The organism is Listeria grayi DSM 20601, assembly GCF_000148995.1.
GTDB classification, from domain to species: domain Bacteria; phylum Bacillota; class Bacilli; order Lactobacillales; family Listeriaceae; genus Listeria; species Listeria grayi.
In genome coordinates this window covers 671,507-689,125 of the sequence record NZ_GL538352.1, presented here as the reverse complement: position 1 = coordinate 689,125, position 17,619 = coordinate 671,507, and the positions used below count along the sequence as shown (strand labels likewise).

At 42.0% G+C, this 17,619-nt stretch carries 14 protein-coding genes; 4 read left to right on the top strand and 10 right to left on the bottom strand.

The window, feature by feature from the left end; genetic code table 11:
• Window positions 1-34: 34 nt before the first annotated feature.
• From dnaE to HMPREF0556_RS03520, 4 genes are all read right to left on the bottom strand, one after another.
• A complete protein-coding gene (gene dnaE, locus HMPREF0556_RS03535) occupies window positions 35-3,367 on the bottom strand; it encodes a DNA polymerase III subunit alpha (RefSeq protein ID WP_003755587.1) in 3,333 nt (1,110 codons plus the stop codon).
• 114 nt (window positions 3,368-3,481) lie between these two features.
• On the bottom strand, window positions 3,482-4,423 hold the full coding sequence (locus tag HMPREF0556_RS03530) for a DHH family phosphoesterase (RefSeq protein ID WP_003755586.1): 942 nt from the start codon (window positions 4,421-4,423) through the stop codon (window positions 3,482-3,484).
• A 24-nt stretch (window positions 4,424-4,447) separates the two neighbouring features.
• Window positions 4,448-5,749, bottom strand: coding sequence for a CBS-HotDog domain-containing transcription factor YtoI (gene ytoI, locus HMPREF0556_RS03525; protein ID WP_003755585.1), 1,302 nt, complete (start codon window positions 5,747-5,749; stop codon window positions 4,448-4,450).
• Window positions 5,750-5,774: 25 nt separating this feature from the next.
• Window positions 5,775-6,458, bottom strand: a complete 684-nt coding sequence (locus tag HMPREF0556_RS03520) for a metal-dependent hydrolase (protein ID WP_003755582.1) — start codon at window positions 6,456-6,458, stop codon at window positions 5,775-5,777.
• Window positions 6,459-6,640: 182 nt separating this feature from the next.
• Between HMPREF0556_RS03520 and HMPREF0556_RS03515 the strand changes: the two genes are divergently transcribed.
• Window positions 6,641-7,735: a M24 family metallopeptidase gene (locus HMPREF0556_RS03515; protein WP_003755580.1), complete on the top strand. Its 1,095-nt coding sequence runs from the start codon at window positions 6,641-6,643 to the stop codon at window positions 7,733-7,735.
• A 54-nt stretch (window positions 7,736-7,789) separates the two neighbouring features.
• On the opposite strand, the gene HMPREF0556_RS03510 is transcribed toward HMPREF0556_RS03515, so the two are convergent.
• Both HMPREF0556_RS03510 and HMPREF0556_RS03505 read right to left on the bottom strand, forming a co-directional pair.
• Window positions 7,790-8,362, bottom strand: coding sequence for a class I SAM-dependent methyltransferase (locus HMPREF0556_RS03510; RefSeq protein ID WP_003755578.1), 573 nt, complete (start codon window positions 8,360-8,362; stop codon window positions 7,790-7,792).
• A complete protein-coding gene (locus HMPREF0556_RS03505; protein ID WP_040486442.1) occupies window positions 8,359-8,790 on the bottom strand; it encodes an RrF2 family transcriptional regulator in 432 nt (143 codons plus the stop codon). The genes HMPREF0556_RS03510 and HMPREF0556_RS03505 overlap by 4 nt, the downstream gene beginning before the upstream one ends.
• 156 nt (window positions 8,791-8,946) lie before the next feature.
• Here HMPREF0556_RS03505 and HMPREF0556_RS03500 point away from each other — a divergent pair, with 156 nt between their 5' ends.
• On the top strand, window positions 8,947-9,405 hold the full coding sequence (locus HMPREF0556_RS03500) for a universal stress protein (RefSeq protein WP_003755575.1): 459 nt from the start codon (window positions 8,947-8,949) through the stop codon (window positions 9,403-9,405).
• A gap of 109 nt (window positions 9,406-9,514) precedes the next feature.
• Here the strand turns inward: HMPREF0556_RS03500 and HMPREF0556_RS03495 are convergent, their stop codons facing one another.
• The 4 genes from HMPREF0556_RS03495 to HMPREF0556_RS03480 form a co-directional block, all read right to left on the bottom strand.
• Window positions 9,515-11,506, bottom strand: coding sequence for a GW dipeptide domain-containing protein (locus HMPREF0556_RS03495; protein ID WP_003755573.1), 1,992 nt, complete (start codon window positions 11,504-11,506; stop codon window positions 9,515-9,517).
• Window positions 11,507-11,630: 124 nt separating this feature from the next.
• Window positions 11,631-12,824, bottom strand: a complete 1,194-nt coding sequence (locus HMPREF0556_RS03490) for an acetate kinase (RefSeq protein WP_003755571.1) — start codon at window positions 12,822-12,824, stop codon at window positions 11,631-11,633.
• Window positions 12,825-12,846: 22 nt separating this feature from the next.
• Window positions 12,847-13,845, bottom strand: a complete 999-nt coding sequence (locus tag HMPREF0556_RS03485; protein WP_040486441.1) for a class I SAM-dependent methyltransferase — start codon at window positions 13,843-13,845, stop codon at window positions 12,847-12,849.
• A 125-nt stretch (window positions 13,846-13,970) separates the two neighbouring features.
• A complete protein-coding gene (locus tag HMPREF0556_RS03480; protein ID WP_050776983.1) occupies window positions 13,971-15,284 on the bottom strand; it encodes a right-handed parallel beta-helix repeat-containing protein in 1,314 nt (437 codons plus the stop codon).
• Between the two features lie 208 nt (window positions 15,285-15,492).
• Here HMPREF0556_RS03480 and HMPREF0556_RS03475 point away from each other — a divergent pair, with 208 nt between their 5' ends.
• Complete coding sequence (locus HMPREF0556_RS03475) at window positions 15,493-16,116, top strand: TetR/AcrR family transcriptional regulator (RefSeq protein ID WP_003755563.1); 624 nt, start codon at window positions 15,493-15,495, stop codon at window positions 16,114-16,116.
• A gap of 81 nt (window positions 16,117-16,197) precedes the next feature.
• A complete protein-coding gene (locus HMPREF0556_RS03470; RefSeq protein WP_003755561.1) occupies window positions 16,198-17,592 on the top strand; it encodes an MDR family MFS transporter in 1,395 nt (464 codons plus the stop codon).
• Window positions 17,593-17,619: the final 27 nt, after the last annotated feature.

Genomic DNA, 17,619 nt, shown 5'->3' with positions numbered 1-17,619 from the left:
ACCATACTTTTTGGAAAGATAGGAAATTTAAACCTTATTTCCAAACGACATTTTCGGTACCTAACGTCTGTTTTAATTGGTGCAGCAAGTTGTCCGAGCCGTTTACGGAGAATTTATTTTGCAGTTGTAGCGTCTGCTTTTCCCCGGCATGATAAACGATAACGGCATGGTCACCGGCATTTTGAAGTAAGATCTTTTTGACCATATTCAGTTCTTCAGCTGTGGCGATTTTCAAAAAAAGCCGTTTGGCAGGCTCGAGTGTTTTCATATCTTGGATACTGTTCACAACAGCTTGCATCTCCCCGTTACGATCCTCTACTTTTACTTTCAGCAGCAAGATCGCACCTTTTTGGATAATTGCTTGCGCCTTTGCATATACTTCTGGAAAAACCACAGCCCGAAATTCCTTGGAGGCATCACTGATGGTTAAAAAGCACATCTGCGACCCTTTTTTCGTGCGAACCGTCTTGATTTGATGTACATACACTGCAATGGCGTAAGAATTTCCATTCGTCACATCAGCAAGTTCTGTAACCGCAAGTGTCTGCGCTACTTGTTGATAGGAAGTAACAGGATGTGCGGAAACGTATTGACCGGTAAACTCTTTTTCTTTATCTAGTTTTGTATCCATCGGCATCGGATCCGCTTCCCGATATTTCGGCTTCATCGACTTTAAGAAAGAATCTTCTGTAGCAAAGAGATTCATTCCTGCTTCCGATTCACCGAAAAGATCTGTATATTGGAGTCCTGTCTCAATAGAAGCCATAAGGACCGCTCTATCTTTACCGAATTCGTCAAATGCTCCAGCATAGATCAGCGCTTCTAAAACTTGGTGGGTCAGCATATTATTTGGCATACGCTCACAGAAATCGAAGAAATCCGCAAACGGGCCCCCTTGTTTTCTGACATTCAAGAGCTCTAAAATAAATTTATTCGGCACTTTTCGAATGATACGCAAGCTATAGCGGATCTTGTTCTCCTGTTCTACTTGGAAATAATAGCCACTTTTATTGACGCTTGGCGCAAGCATTTCGATTCCATAGTTTTTCGCTTCCGTTACGTACTGGGCGATTTTCTCATCGTTCCCAAATACAGAACTCAATAGAGAGGACATAAAAGCTGCTGGATAATGCGCTTTTAAATAAGCTAGTTGGAAAGCGATCTTGGAATACGCAGCAGCATGACTGCGGTTGAAGCCGTAATTGGCAAAACGAACGATCAGATCATACACTTCATTGGCAGTCGTCTCCGCATAACCATTTGCATTCGCGCCGGAGACAAATTGTTTGCGAAAACCGTCTAAAACTTCCCGCTTTTTCTTGCTCACTGCACGGCGAAGGATATCTGCCTCTCCTAGCGAGAAACCAGCCATCCGGTTCGCTACTTGAATGATTTGTTCTTGGTAAACGATAACACCATACGTGACATCTAAGATCTGCTTCAGATCCTCATGCGGATAAACGATCTTTTCTTCCCCATGCTTGCGGGCAATGAAAGTATCGATCTGTTCCATTGGACCGGGACGATACAGGGCATCGACCGCAACGATATCTTCAAAAGAAGTCGGCTTCAGTTTGCGAAGGACACGCCGAATCCCACTTGACTCGAATTGAAAGACTCCGGTTGTGTCTCCTTTTTGAAAAAGATTCAGCGTCGCCTTGTCCTCCAGTGGAATATCCGCTAGCGTGAGCGGCTTCGTACGGTTATAATTGACGATTTTCAAGATCCGATCCAACAAGCTGAGATTCCGCAGTCCTAAAAAGTCCATTTTCAAAAGACCGATACGTTCTAGCTCGCCCATCGCATATTGCGTCAAACGTGCATCTCCACTTCCCGACTGAACGGGTGTATAGGTAACGAGCGGTTCATCGTTGATAACGATTCCGGCAGCATGTGTGGAGATATGGCGCGGCAGTCCCTCCAATTTCTCTGCGATCTCCCAGATCATCTCATTGACATGGGAAGAATGGATATGACTGTTTAACCGCGGATTCTGTTCACGCGCTGCTTTTAATGTTATCCCAAGTTGACTAGGGATCATTTTCGACCATTCGGAAAGTAGCACTGCATTCAATCCAAACGTTCTTGCCGTGTCGCGGATCGCCGCTTTTGCAGCTAATGTCCCGAACGTTCCGATCTGAGCAACATGATCTGCGCCGTATTTATCGACGACATAGCGAATGACTTCATCGCGGCGGTTATCTGGGAAATCCAGATCGATATCCGGCATCGTTACACGCTCCGGGTTTAAGAAACGTTCAAACAGCAGACGATAAGCGATCGGATCCACATCCGTGATCCGAAGAGCATAAGAAACCAGTGATCCTGCGGCAGAACCACGCCCTGGTCCGGTGAGGATCCCTACTTCTCTGGCGAAACGCATGACGTCCCAAACGATCAGAAAATAGTCTTGAAATCCCATTTTCGTAATAACATCCAGCTCGTAATGCAACCGGTCTAAATACCGTTTGTCTCTTGCAACATTTCTTTCTTGCAATCCTGCCAGCGCCAACTTTTCTAATTCCGCACTGGCATTGCTGCCTGACCTCAGCGGGAAACGCGGTAGCAGCTGCAGCCCCATTGGGATTACAACTTGACATCTTGCTGCGATCTTCGCCGTTTGTTCATAAGCTTGTTGCTCAAAGTCAGTAGTCAGGCTTGCTGCCATTTCATCAGCGGAAGCAAGAAAATTCGGTCCGGCAAGCGGCAACTTTTCGTAATCAACGGTTCGATTATCGCGGATCGCCATCAACACTTCCTGCGCACGAACGTCTCCTGCATCCAGATATTGGACATCTTTAGTAAGGACAACATCGATTTCTTGCGCGCTACTGAAGTTCTGGACAGCTTCTTTCAAACGCGGGTTCTCCGCTTGGATCGATAAGAAAAAAGAATCCTGTGAAAAGATCGACTGCCAGTATGCTGTTACTTCAGCAGCACTCTCAGGAGAACTATCCATCAGCAGATGCTCCACTTCGCCTGTCGCTCCAGGAGAAATCGCGATCAATCCTTTTCCATAAGCTTTCAACCAATTGAGCGGCAGGACTTTTTCATCTTGAGTTTGAATGGCACTCGCTATTTTAAGCAGGTTCTGATAGCCCGCAGTAGTTTCAGCTAGTAAAAGCAACTCATAAGAACGTGTCGTATCGATATAGCCATAAACGGAAACGGTCATTCCGATAATCGGTTTAATTTGAGCAGCCTGACATTTTTCATAAAAATTCACTGCCCCATATAAGGCATTTTTATCTGTGATCGCTAGAGAATCGAATCCACACGCTTTTGCCTTCGCAATGAGTGCGTCAAGCGAGGCTGTGCTGGAAAGCAGATCAAATGCACTTTTTACTTGGAGATGTACAAATCCCATTATCGAAACTCCTTTCTCGGCCTTTTTCTTTTATTATATCGGTTCAGCCAAAAAAAAGAAAGTACGTTCGCATTTATACGAGAGCGACTCTTCTATTGGAAGAGCCGCTCTCACTTATTTGGAATAGTTTTGACATAATAAAGAAAGTTTTCTTGTCATTGCTTCTACTTCTGATGGGCTATGAATCGTCGCACCGGATGCTAGCGGATGACCTCCGCCATGATATTCTTTCGCCAGTTCATTGATAACCGGTCCTTTAGAACGAAGGCGGGCCCGAATAAACTCGCCTTCTTGGATGAATAAGATCCAAGCGCGGATTCCCTCGACATTTTCCAGTATGGACACGAGTGCCGAGGCTCGGCGTGGATCAACGGCATATTTTTGTAATAATGCATCATCCAAATATACTGTCGCCGCCCCATATTCATCCATTTCGAAATGTTCCAGCACATAGCCGGACAATTGAATGATCGGCCGCGGTAGTTCATATAGGCGCTCATAAATAGCGGAGCGGTCAAATGGAAAGCTGACCAATTTCGCAGCCAAACGCAGCGTTTTCTCGGTCGTACTCGGATATAAAAAGCGTCCGGTATCGCCAACGATCCCTGCATAAAGCAGGCGAGCCGCGGTAGTACTCAGCGTCAATTCCGCGGCGAAAGTTTCATAAAAGTCGACAATCATTTCACTGCAAGAAGAAGCTGCTGTGTCTACCCAAAGCAAATCACCGTATGGATCATCATTGGGATGATGATCGATTTTGATAAGTTGTTTTCCGCTAGTATAGCGCCGGTCGGAAACCCGTTCTTCATTGGCAGTATCACAAACGATAACCAACGCATCTTGATATTTCTCATCGGCGATCGTATCGACCTCACCTAGGAAACGAAGCGATTCTTCTGGCTGCCCCACGGAGTAAACTTCTTTTCCCGGAAAACTGGCGCGAATAATTTCCGCAAGTCCCATTTGCGATCCGTATGCATCTGGGTCTGGTCTTACATGCCTATGCAAAATAATGACATCATATTGCTTTATTGCTTCTAAAATTTTTGTTTTCATTACAGATACCCCTACTCTTGTATGCTATCGTTCCATCATTTGACAGGTGACGATTGCTTTTCCTGTCAGAATGCCTTCTAAATATAATTCTACATCTAATTTAGCAGATTTTCTTCCCATTTCCAAAATTCGTGGCTGGACTTGCAGCTGCGCATCCATCTGGATAGGTTTTAAGAAATACATATTGATATTTTCAATAGCCACATTCCGCTTTTTGAGTGCCATCAATTTTTGTTGGACAACTTCGCCGACTACTTGGGCAGAAACGCCATAAGAAAGTGTGCCTAACGAGTTCGTCATTTGCGGAGAAACTTGAAATTCATAAAAACCGTCTTCTTTTTCAAACAGCTGGTTCGCGATCGTATCGTCGATCGTTTCCCCGACTTGTGGCTGTTTCTGGATCATCTGCATGGATTTCAAGATATCCTGTCTGCTAACGATACCGACTAGCGTTAGATCATCTTTGACAACCGGAATGACTTCGATTCCTTCCCAGATCATCATATGTGCAGCAGAAGCCACACTCATTTTCTCGCCAACGGTCAGCGGATTTTTCGTCATCACTCGCTCGATTGAAGCCGTCATATTCTTATCTAAAATATCTTTGCTAGTAATCATGCCAACTAAGCGCATCGCTTTATTGACTACCGGGAAACGGCTGTGACCGGTTGCTTCTTCTTTATCATGCCAATCAGAAACTTTTTCGGCAGTCGTCAGATAAGCAGTGTTTTCAAGCGACGTCAAAATATCTTCGACAAGCACGACTTCTTTTTTGATCAATTGGTCATAGATCGCCCGATTGATCATCGTTGCTACAGTGAACGTATCATAAGAAGTCGACAAGATCGGCAGTTCTTTTTCGTCCGCTAGTTTTTTGACCGCTTCTTCGGTGTCGAAACCACCAGTGATCAAAACAGCTGCTCCGCGTTTCAGCGCTAATTCATGGGCACTCACACGATTCCCTACGATCAAAAGGTTATCTGCTTCCGTGTAGCGTTCCATTGCTTCTACCGTCATCGCACCGATCACGAATTTATTAAGCGACTTATACAGCCCTTCACGCCCACCGAGAACTTGTCCGTCGATCATATTGACGATCTCGGCAAATGTCAGTTTCTCAATGCTGTCTTTTTGCTTGCGCTCGATCCGGAGGGTTCCCACACGCTTGATTGTTGAAACGTAGCCCATGATTTCCGCATCCTTGATCGCGCGGTAGGCAGTCCCTTCACTAACGGAAAGATTTTTTGCGATCTTTCGTACTGAGATTTTTTCCCCGACCGCAAGATTTTCAATATATTTTAAGATTTGCTCATGCTTGGTAGCCATTTTTCACACCTGCTCTTTAGATAGTTTATAATTCTAATCCTTCTCCGATCGCCAGCACTTTTCCTGCAACTCCTTCTGGAAGGAGACCGACAAACGCTTCAGGATCTTGATTGATCAGCGGGAATGTGTTGTAGTGCATCGGTACAACTGTTTTAGCTTGTAAAAACTCTGCTGCCAGCGCCGCATCTTCTGGTCCCATCGTGAAATTGTCACCGATCGGCAAGAACGCCAGATCCAAGGGATTCAGTTGCCCAATCAGTTTCATGTCGGAGAATATTCCTGTATCACCTGCAAAGTAAATGTTTTTTCCTTCTAGCGTAAAAACAGCCCCGGTCGGAAAACCTAGGTTGACGATTTTTCCGTCTTTTACCGTTTGTGACCCATGGAATGCTTGGGTCAATTTGATTGTTCCAAACGGAAATTCCCGCTTGCCGCCAATATGCATCGGCGCGATATTTTCTGCCCCTTCCAATGAAAAGAAAGTTGCTAAGTCTGCATTGGCAATAATCGTTGCGCCGCTTTGTTTTGCGATTGCTACTGTGTCGCCGACATGATCGTCATGTCCATGGGAGACAAAGATAAAATCAGGTTGCTGCGCTTCTACTTCCAAATCACATTTTTCGTTTCCGGAAATAAATGGATCAACAAGAATTTCAATTCCTTTTGTTTGGATTTTTAGACAAGATTGACCATGAAAAGTGATTTTCATTTTTCTTACTTCCTTCCTACATCTTGAATTTTTTCTACTTTTTTATTGTATCACTTTTTTTGATAAACTACTATATAACAGTTCTCTTTTCCATTATTTGTACCACTCAACATTATTCTTTAAACTAGCCGTCGCTTCGTGTTATGATAAGGAAGAGTAATTGAAGGAAAGAAGGATTAGACATGGAAAAAAATATTGATGTGTTACAACATTGGCTGACAGAGGAAGCCATCGATGCTTGCTTGATCACCAATCCAGAAAATGTCGCTTATTTTAGCGGCTATGTAAGTGAACCACATGAACGCGTGCTGGCTCTAGCTGTATTCCAAGAGGCAGAACCATTTTTATTCGTTCCTGGTTTAGAGATCGAGGACGTCAAAGGCGGCGACTGGTCACATCCGGTTTATGGCTATAGTGACATTGAAAACCCTTGGGAAATCATCACTTCTCAATTAAAAAACCGTGCATCGCTCTCTAATTTAGCGGTTGAAAAAGGTCATATGACTGTAGAACGTTACGAGATACTTCAATCCCTTCTACCAGACAGTGCCTTTGCCAATGCAGAAGAAAAAATCCAAATGATCCGCCTGATCAAGACACCAGAAGAATTACAGATTTTAAAAGAAGCAGCACTGCTTGCTGATTATGCTGTAGAAGTGGGTGTCAGCGAGATCGCAGAAGGAAAAACAGAAGCGGAGATCGTAGCGAAGATCGAATTTGAAATGAAGAAAAAAGGCGTCACTGCCATGTCCTTCGATACTATGGTATTGACAGGTAAAAATGGCGCCCTTCCGCATGGAACGCCCGGTGACACAAAGATTCAAAAAGGCGATCTCGTCTTATTCGATCTAGGTGTCGTTCACAAAGGATATTGTTCTGATATCACTCGTACAGTGGCCTTTGGTGATATTTCTGCCGAACAGGAAAAAATCTATCAAACTGTTTTAGAAGCCCAAGAAGCTGCTGTTGCCGCTGTTCAATCTGGCAAAACTGCAAAGGATATTGATCTAACAGCGAGAAACATCATTGCCGAGGCTGGCTATGGCGACTATTTTCCGCATCGCCTTGGTCATGGATTAGGTGCAAGCGTGCATGAATTCCCATCGATCACTGAAACGAACGAGATGCCTCTCCAAACCAACATGGTCTTCACGATCGAGCCTGGTATCTATGTACCAGAAGTAGCTGGCGTTCGGATCGAAGACGATATCGTCGTAACTGAAAATGGCTGTACAGTACTTACAGAATATCCAAAAGGATTGCAAGTTATCCGTTAAGTATAAGGCTATAAAAAAGAAGCGCGCATAATAAGCGTGCTTCTTTTTTTGCTTTTATTCTTTTTCTGCTACCAGCAGATACATGTGCTGAGCCAAATGAGATTTTTTAATCGGTTTAAATCCTGCCATGATCAAAGCTGTTTCCATCTCGTTCGAGCTTATACGGTTATGCATGTGTTTCTCAGAGGCTTCTTCTTTTTCAAACTCCAAGCAAATGAGTTGTCCCTTCGCTTTTGTGATCCGATTTAATTCTATCAGTACTTTATTTAGATCGTGCATTTCGTGTAAAACAAGAGAAGCCAAGCTAGTATCGACTGAATTATCTGCTAGCGCAATATTTTCCGCATTGCCAAATAGCAATTCGATATCCTCTAAATCTTCTTTTTTTGCACGTTCCTCAATGATATCCAACATGTCTTTATCCATATCTAAAGCGACCACTTTGCCGCCAAACGCTTTTGCCGCAGGAATAGTGAGAAATCCTGTTCCGGCTCCAATATCCAATATCGTCGGTTTTTCAGACGGTGAGATCAGTTCGAAGATTTCTTGGGGACTAATGATAGCATTCCTTTCTGGGTTATCTAAGTAGGCCATTTTGTGCGCCAGTTTGGCATTTTGCTTATTCATTTCTTCATTTCCTCCTTTAGGGACTTCATTTGACGGGCCACACCTGCGATTGTTTTAGTTGCTAGATCTGCTTCCATCTTCTGTTCCGCTTCTTTCATGGCATTTTCAATCAAACAGATTTTCTCATTGTGTGCAGGAGTCGCATTCATCCCACAGACAAAGAGCGGATTAGCCCCTTCTACTGCTTGGACAACATCCAAAAAAGTGATGGTCTCACTTGATCGTGCCAATTTATAACCACCTTTGACTCCTGACACAGACTCGATCAACCCCGCTTTAACAAGTGTAGTCAATACTTTGGACAAATAAGTGGAGGATACTTGAAAGCGTTCTGCCAGCTCTTTCACTCCGAGCGTATTCTCCAGTGTTGTGTGTGCGAGATAAACCATCGTATGCAGTGCATAATTGGTTGCTTTAGAATATTTCATGATTAGCTCCTTTTCAATCATAGACTTAATATATCTATAATATCCTTTATATAACAAAAAAGCAAATTATTTTTATTTTTTTCTCGTTTTTGTGCTTGTTCAATAAAAAAAGGGGTACAATAGTAATATAAAAAGATATTTAGGGAGGTAACGAATATGTTACAACAATATTCAAGAGTTTTAGTAGCGGTGGATGGATCAAAAGAAGCAGAAAGTGCTTTCCGTAAAGCAGTCCAAGTGGCAAAACGGAATGACGCAGCATTAGGTTTAGTACACGTTATTGATACCCGAGCATTTTCTTCTGTTGCCAATTACGACACAAGCATGGCAGACAAAGCAACGGAATATGCGGACGAATTGCTAGAAGGTTATAAAGAAGATGCTTCTAATGCCGGTGTTGTAAAAGTAGAAAGTTATATTGAATATGGTTCACCTAAAACGGCGATCACAAAAGAAGCAGCAACAGCTTTCAAAGCTGACTTGATCATGTGTGGTGCTACTGGATTAAACGCTGTAGAACGTTTATTGATCGGTAGCGTTTCCGAGTATATCATTCGTCATTCTCCTTGTGATGTATTGGTTGTAAGAAATGAAGAACCAACTTACGAAGCCTAATTAAATAAACATAATATCGTGAAAATGGATTTGGATCCTTCGATTCAAGTCCATTTTTTCAGCTAAAAAAGAGGAGAAAAACCATCATACAGGTTTTTCTCCTCTTTTATCAGTCTGTGATGTTATTTGCTTGCAGGATCTCGGGATAACGTACGTTTAAAATATATGCATTTGTTCCCTCAAAGGTGATATCTTGTGTTTCGATGACATTGGCACCCAAATCTTTTAAAAGTCTGGTATAAACGATATCTTTTCCTTCCAGCGTTCCTTCTTTTAATTTCTCACGTGGGAAACTGGCATAGATACTGTCGGAAACGATATAAAGTCTGTCATTCAACGGATTGTAGCTTATATTCTGCATGTAATAGCCGATATATTGCGTCAAGTTCTGTTTGATCAGATTGACTTTGACGCTATTCCCTGTTATTGTTCCACGGTAAAATTGATAGCCAGTAAAGCGCGCATCGCTTCTTGCTTTTCTTTTCAAAGCAAAATAAAATTCATTATTGCCTGCCCAAGTAAAGTTATTTACGTAATAGTAGCTAGTACTAGTTGAAAAACGATTGCTCAGTTTAAAGGACCACTCTCGAACCGGGAGCAACGTGTTTTTATCCAGCTTCTGGATAACCGTGTTATATTGTGCACCTGCGCTTGTAGTCGTATCTGACAACATGTATAGCGTGCCGCCACTTTCCGACAATGTCTGGCCGTGACCAGTCGGAAATTTCGGACTGATTTTGATGGAATCGCGCAAACGGATCAAATATGGATCAGTTAAACTGGCTTTTTTAGAGAGCAGCCGGTAATCGCCGATGTTCTTTAGCGGAAAACTTAGATCATATCGTACTAACCTGCCGTAATACGTATCTTCATCATAAATCACATACATATATTTTCCTTCTTTTACAATACTTTGCGGATTATAAAGCGTGAGATTATCTTTTAAAGATGTCGGCAAGATCAGTGTCGAGGCATAGGTTTGACCTGTTGGTTTATTCTCAAGATTTTTATAGGTTTGCAGTTTGGTCGCGCTGGTCGGGAATTGATTGTTATATTGATAAGTCGGTTTCAACAGTTCATCCATATTTGTTGCAGCTTTATGTGGAAAAGGATTATTCTCATTATTTTCCAGCGGCGTGATGTAGCTTGATTTGAATTGTTCCAGTGCCTGTGTGTCTGATCCGCTGATCACGTGGATATTGGATCTTGCAGTAGCTGTACCATATTTCGTCTTATATTGATAGGTAATGACATAACTACCAACTTTCGATATATTGACATTGTTGGAGAGGATCGTTGCTTTTTCCGGTTCTACTTGCGTGTGGAAATCCCCTTTTTCACTCAAAAGAGCTGCGATGCCGTCATAAGGGCTAAACGCTTTTCCCTCAGCCCGCCAAGATCCGCCGATCGGTACGGAAAGATCTTGTGCGAATATTTGCGGCTGAAGCGCCGGTGAGACAGGTGGAGCAGCAGGCTTAGCTGGCGCCTGATACTTACCAACTTTCATTGCTTTATAATAAATCCAGCCGAAGTTTTTGCCATTTGTCTGCTTTAAATAATAATATTTGGTATTATCGCTCTTTCTAGTCGTTTCTTTTGTAACATAGAAAGAGGTGGTCCAATACTTTTTGCTACGGTAAACTACTTTCGCTTTATAAGCAGTCCCAGCCGGATAATTCCAGACATCTTTCGTATCATTGCTAAAATGATATAGCTTTTTAGGTAAGTTTTTGCTGCGATATGTCGTTGCATATTTGGCGATCCCTCTTGCATCGATATACCCGTATACTTGCCCATTTCCCTTTACCAGTCGAAAATACGTGTGTTTTTTCGTGGTAATGATTTTTTTGTCTGCGAAAAATGTTGTATTCTTGCTAGCTGTTTTCGCGTGCAAACGCTTGCTCTTCGCCTTTAATTCCCGCGGATACGCATACACATCATAATTGTTTTTCGCTTTGATCCGGTAGCTGACATGCGCCACCTTTGCACTTGACTTCACTTTACTTTGTGTACTTTTTGCATACACATTGGTTGTTGTTATTAAAAACAAGATACTCCAAACAATAATAAATATTCCAGTAACTCGCCATTTTCTCTTCACTCAAGGTCCTCCCATTTCAGGCTTGCCTTCCCCGTTAGCAGACCGTTTTTCTCTAAAGTTATTCATAAAAAAAGCCCTGCAAGGCAAAACATACTTATTTGACTTACAGGGCTTTCTATTATTTTCAGGCTTGGTCTTTCAATGTTTCTACGTCGCGAGCAATCATTAATTCTTCGTTTGTCGGAATAACGATTACTTTGACTGGTGAATGCGGATAGTTGATGAAGGCTTCTTCACCGTGGATCTGATTTAGAGCTTGATCCCAATATACGCCCATGAATTCTAGGCCGCGTAATACTTTTTCACGAATGAAAGTACTGTTTTCACCGATACCGGCTGTAAAGATGATCGCATCTACACCGTTCATGCGTGCTGCATAAGAACCAATGTATTTGTGGATACGGTCTACGAATACTTCTAAAGCAAGTTCTGCACGGTCATTTCCTTCTGCTGCTGCTTTTTCAAGATCGCGCAAATCACTGGAAATACCGGATACGCCAAGCATCCCGGATTCTTTGTTTAGCACATCTAGCACTTGCTCCGCTGTTTTGTCCGTTTTTTCCATGATGTAAGGAATAAGTGCCGGGTCAATGTTACCGGAACGAGTTCCCATGGAAACACCAGCAAGCGGCGTGAATCCCATCGATGTATCCATTGATTTTCCGCCTTCAATAGCTGCGATACTTGCACCATTACCTAAGTGACAAGTGATCAAGCGTAGCTCTTCGATTGGACGGCCTAATAGTTCAGCAGCGCGTTCGGATACATATTTATGACTTGTTCCGTGGAAACCGTATTTACGGATGCCGTAGTTTTCATAATAGCTGTACGGCAAGCTGTATAGGAAACTTGCTGGTGGCATTGTTTGGTGGAATGCTGTATCGAAAACTGCCACAGATACGATATTCGGCAATACTTTGCGGAATGCCTTGATCCCGATAACGTTTGCCGGATTGTGAAGCGGTGCAAGTTCAGAAAGTTCTTCAATTTTTTCGATAACTTGGTCGTCGATCACAACGGATTCAGGAAAAACTTCGCCGCCATGAACGACGCGGTGTCCTACTCCTGTGATCTCATCGTAAGAGCTGATGATTTTATGTTCTAATAATTTTTCTAATAGCATTTGAACAGCGACTTCGTGATCCGGAATGTCCACGATCTCGGTTACTTTTTCGTCTCCCACAGAGATTGTAAAAATAGAATCTTTTAATCCGATTCTTTCGACGATACCTTTTGTGATGACGGTTTCTGCTGGCATTTCATATAATTGGAATTTCAAAGATGAGCTACCCGCATTGATTGCAATTGTTTTATCCATGATAAATTATTCTACTCCTTTATTATTTATTCTCGTTAAACCATTTCTCAATATTGCTTAGAATCGGTGCTGTTACTGCCGGATCAGATAATGTCGGCAAGTTGGCAAGCAGCACTTCTTTCGGCGCTTTTGTTTCTGCAGACTGCTTTTGCAAGATCAAAATGCTTTTTCGCGACTGTTCGCTTTTAAACAAGGTCTCTGGAAGTTTGATGATACCTTGCATGTGTCCGTGTTTCTTGATAAAACGGTCGACTCTCGGAAATTCACTGTCTGCAAACATACTGTCTGGGATAAGGAAGAACAAATAGCCGCCTGGCTTTGTATAGCGCATACCTTGTTCAATAAATAAATAATGAGCAAAGGAGTGCCCGGACGCTTGTTTTAGTTCGTACGTATTTGCTCGCTCGTCATCCGGATAATAACCGACCGGAAGATCACTGACGACGATATCTGCCGGGTCAACGAGCAGATTGCTGAGTCCATCTTGATGAAGCAGATGGGTACGTTGTCCTTGTAGGTCACTGGATACAAGGGCGAGAGATATCAGCAGATCGTCTACTTCGATACCAGTTGCCTGAACGACTTTATCTTTTGTCAGCAGCAGCTGGTTCGTGATCGTAGAGAGGAGATTACCGGTGCCGCAAGCTGGATCTAAAATGGCTACTTCTGCTTTTTCTTTTGTCAATTTCTCAATGAAATAAGCTAAAATAAAGCCAATCGAATCCGGAGTCATTTGATGATTCGTTTGGATACCGTGCTTCATGCCTTTTAAGAGCGCAAGTTGAAGTGCTCGGCGGATATCCTCTGGCGTATAATCATCGAGTGCGACCGACGCATATGCTTTTTTCAAATCAGCTACTTGCTCGGCACTAACTTCTTCTACTTGTAACACCTCGTGCTGAAACAAATTTTCTCCTGTTTCATACAACGCTTCCAAATAGCTTATTTCCAAAGCGTCTTGCAAAATGACGGTCGTACTGTCGAGCACTTGGAAAAGTTCTTCGGCGACTGAATTTGTCAAAAGTAACACCTCTACTATTTTTCATTAATAACACCACAAAACATTATACAGTAATTCGCTTTATTATTAAAGGGTTTTTTCTTAAAGAGATTACTACAGTTTTTCAAATCAATTAATACAGTCTGTTATTTTCTCTTTATTATTTTTCCGGTTTCGGCGGTAAGCTTTTTGAATTTAGAAAAACTGGTTATTCGCTTCCCTTGCCATGTACTCAAGAACTTGTCTCCAGTCCTTAGATAGTATTTATTTCCGGATAATACCGCTTTGATTTTTTGTTTTTCTCCCTGGGAGATGAAAAACCCGGCTTTCTTATTATACAATTTATTATTGGTTACTTTTAATTGAGTAATGTGGGACTGGATCAATAGTTGTCCAGCTTCTTGCCCGATTTTATCATTATCAGCAAGTATGTTACCGGAAATAACAACATTTTTGATTCCGCCAACGCTAGAATCGTAACCACCTACTGCAATTCCGGTATAGTTGTTTTGCCGGACCGTATTATTCAGCACACGGATGTCTTTTGCTACTTTATTTTTATGTTCGCTTGCCACTTCAATCCCAATATCATTGTTGTTCGATGTGTTTCCTTTGATCAAAACATTTTCGCCACCGTCGATATAGATACCTCCGGCAGCCTGTTCTCCTTTGTAGGCTGGATTATGTTTGCTGGATTGATAGCTGACATTGTTACGGAGGATGCTGCCGTTACGTGCTTTATCGGTCTTTTTGCTGGCAGAGACCCCTTCCCCGCCGATAATATCGATGCCGATATTATCATTTTTCGTCAATGTATTATCTGTGATCTTAAAAGTAGACACATCACCGTTCAGCACCATTGCCTCGCTGTATCCTAATTTCAAATGAGCCAGTTTATTTTTTACAAGCGTAATGTCCTTGATCGGTTTATTTCCATATACTGCGATTCCATGAGCGTTGCCGTTTTTATGTTTGGTTCCAAGGTCATGGATATAGGTTTTTTCAATCCGAATATGACTGGATTTCCCCGTGACCATGATCGCGATCGGTGTGAAGTCTTCTTTTTTTGTCCAAAAGTTGGTCAATTCAATGTTTTTGATTTGGATATACTGCTTATTATTGATGAGGATCAGCTGTTCTTGATTCCCTTTTTTCTTTCCTGTTATTTTCACTGTATTAGGCTTTTCAGCTTGAAAGATAATCGGTTCCTTTTTAGTGCCCGAATTTTTCAGCACGATATGCTCAGGATACGTTCCTTTCTTTATTGTGACAACCGTTCCTTTTTTAGCTATTTTAGCCGCTTTTGAAATGGTTTTCAGTGGTTTGTTTTTAGTCCCTTTACTGTTATCGCTCCCGCTTGGTGAAACAAACAATTCCTTTTTCGCTTCTGCCTGATTAGGAATCGTTCCCCAAATCACCCCCGCAAGCACTATACAGATTACAATCATCCAGTTTTTCAATTAAATATGCTCCCTCCAAAATAAAGTTTTTTTCTTCATTTCTACTATTTTGACAACAATCCTAACTGGTTCAACCAATTTTTAAAAATACTGATCGATTCCTGCTTTTATCCTCCGCAAATAGCCACAAAAATAGTTATGGATAGCTACTTTTCTACTATGCTATAATAATGTACAGATATAAAGTCTATTTTTAGGAGAAAATAAAATGAAAAAGCAAGAAACTCAAAAGAAGATCACAAACGCTGCATGGAAATTATTACAATCCCATGGGACAAATGGTTTCTCCATGCGTAAACTGGCAGAATTAGTAGGAATGACTGTCTCTTCTTTATATTACCACTTCCCGAGTAAGGAAGCATTGTTTGCAGAATTGATCAATCATGCAAGCGAAGAAATTCTTTTTCCTGTGGAAGAACGAACCTGGAAAGGTCGCTTAGAAAAATATGCCCATCATATTTTAACAACCTTGGATCATTATCCAGGATTAGCTCAATTACTGATGGATTATCCACCTTCCAGCCGTAATTATTTAAAATTATTAGACACTCTATTGATGACATTAAGTGATTTGACAATGGAGCCCGAAGAAAAGTTTTTTGCGATCAATGCCTATATGAATTATATTTGTACGTTTAAGATCGATAGCGAGCGTTTCCAAAAAAGGGATAATCGATTTACAGAGGAGGAAGAAGAAAGCTATAAATTTCTGCCGTTTTTAACTGCCTACAAAAAAGCGGGTATTTTTGATCGTTTAGGTAGCCCATTCATGTTTGAATTTGGCTTGCAATTAATTTTATCTGGTATGGAAAAGATTGAAGCCGATCGTTGAAAAGTTTTTCTTTACAACTAATTCGAACGGTGTTAGTATTTTTATCGAACAGTGTTCTAAAAATGATAAGAGGCGATAAAAATGGATACACAAAATTTTGAATTAAAAAAGGTACTCCCCTCGATCTTAACGATTTCGCTGGGAATGCTTCTAGTGATGATGGATACGACCGTGATGAATGTTGCTTTACCGCATATCCAGCAGGCATTTCATTCTTCATTGGCAGTTTCCCAATGGACGATTACTGCGTATACACTTGCAATGGCAACGGTAATTCCTTATGCCGGCTGGTTGGCAGATCGTTTTTCCGCTAAAAAAGTCTTTATTATGACGGTCGTATTGTTCACCGTCTCTTCCTTTTTAGCTGCAATCTCAGGATCGATGACGCAGCTGATCCTCTTCCGAATTCTTCAAGGTATTTTTGGAGGAGTCGTGGGACCGCTTGGTATTGCTATGTCTTTTCGGATCATTCCTATCGAAAAACGTGGAAGTATGATGGGCTTTTTAGGTCTGCCGATGCTGATCGCACCAACCGTTGGACCGGCATTATCTGGCTGGTTGATCAATCACTTTGATTGGCACACGATATTCATGATAAATTTGCCGATCGGCGCAGGTGCACTTTTAATGGCCGTGCTGTTTTTACCGAACTTCGAAGCAAACAAACATGCAAAAATCGATGTCAAAGGGGCACTCTTTTCTCCTTTTGCTTTTCCGTTTTTGATTTATGGGATTCATGTTGGAGCAGACGAGGGGTGGGAAAATCCTATAGCTTTATTTTTTTTGATAGTTGGGATAATTATGCTGGTCACGTTTATCATTACCGAATTACGAGCAGATGCTCCCCTTTTGCATGTCAAAGCCTTTCAAATTTCCGAGTTTAGAAAAGGGATCGTTTTGATTTGGCTAAATCAAGTGGCGGTTTTCGGTTCCATGCTCCTAATCCCGCTATATCTACAAGAGATTTGCGGATACTCTTCTTTCCATGCCGGATTGATGATGGTTCCGCAGGCCATTGCTAGCTTTATCGGTATGATCATCGGTGGTAAAGTATTTGATAAATTTGGAACCAAAGCTGCTGCGCTTCCAGGTTTCTTCATGACAGGGGCGAGTTTGTTCCTATTATCACAAGTACAGCCATCTTCTTCGATTTCCTACTTGCTAGCAGCTGTTATTTTGTTAGGACTCGGCCAAGGACTAGTCAATATGCAAGTAAACAATCATGCTTTACAATCGGTGCCCATTCAATTCATTAGCAGGGTAACGCCGATTTCCAATGTTATGATGCAAATCGTCAATTCTCTGGCAGTTGCCTTTTTGACGGTGTTTCTTTCGCAGCAGATCGATGCGCATAAAACGCTCGGTATCAAAAGCGCCAGTCTGATCGGATATCAGCATACTTTCTTACTGCTCGCAAGCTTCATTGTACTGGGATTGATTATTGGGCTGTTTTTAAAGAGAAGACAAGCCAAATAAAAAAACAAGCATGCAAGAGTAAACTCC

What these genes read in the sequence shown, in the direction of transcription:
- ytoI (WP_003755585.1), bottom strand. Translation starts at nt 5,749, where the DNA reads ATGGCTACCAAGCATGAGCAAATCTTAAAATATATTGAAAATCTTGCG.
- HMPREF0556_RS03470 (WP_003755561.1), top strand. Translation starts at nt 16,198, where the DNA reads ATGGATACACAAAATTTTGAATTAAAAAAGGTACTCCCCTCGATCTTA.
- HMPREF0556_RS03505 (WP_040486442.1), bottom strand. Translation starts at nt 8,790, where the DNA reads ATGAAATATTCTAAAGCAACCAATTATGCACTGCATACGATGGTTTAT.
- HMPREF0556_RS03475 (WP_003755563.1), top strand. Translation starts at nt 15,493, where the DNA reads ATGAAAAAGCAAGAAACTCAAAAGAAGATCACAAACGCTGCATGGAAA.
- dnaE (WP_003755587.1), bottom strand. Translation starts at nt 3,367, where the DNA reads ATGGGATTTGTACATCTCCAAGTAAAAAGTGCATTTGATCTGCTTTCC.
- HMPREF0556_RS03520 (WP_003755582.1), bottom strand. Translation starts at nt 6,458, where the DNA reads ATGAAAATCACTTTTCATGGTCAATCTTGTCTAAAAATCCAAACAAAA.
- HMPREF0556_RS03530 (WP_003755586.1), bottom strand. Translation starts at nt 4,423, where the DNA reads ATGAAAACAAAAATTTTAGAAGCAATAAAGCAATATGATGTCATTATT.
- HMPREF0556_RS03510 (WP_003755578.1), bottom strand. Translation starts at nt 8,362, where the DNA reads ATGAATAAGCAAAATGCCAAACTGGCGCACAAAATGGCCTACTTAGAT.
- HMPREF0556_RS03490 (WP_003755571.1), bottom strand. Translation starts at nt 12,824, where the DNA reads ATGGATAAAACAATTGCAATCAATGCGGGTAGCTCATCTTTGAAATTC.
- HMPREF0556_RS03500 (WP_003755575.1), top strand. Translation starts at nt 8,947, where the DNA reads ATGTTACAACAATATTCAAGAGTTTTAGTAGCGGTGGATGGATCAAAA.
- HMPREF0556_RS03515 (WP_003755580.1), top strand. Translation starts at nt 6,641, where the DNA reads ATGGAAAAAAATATTGATGTGTTACAACATTGGCTGACAGAGGAAGCC.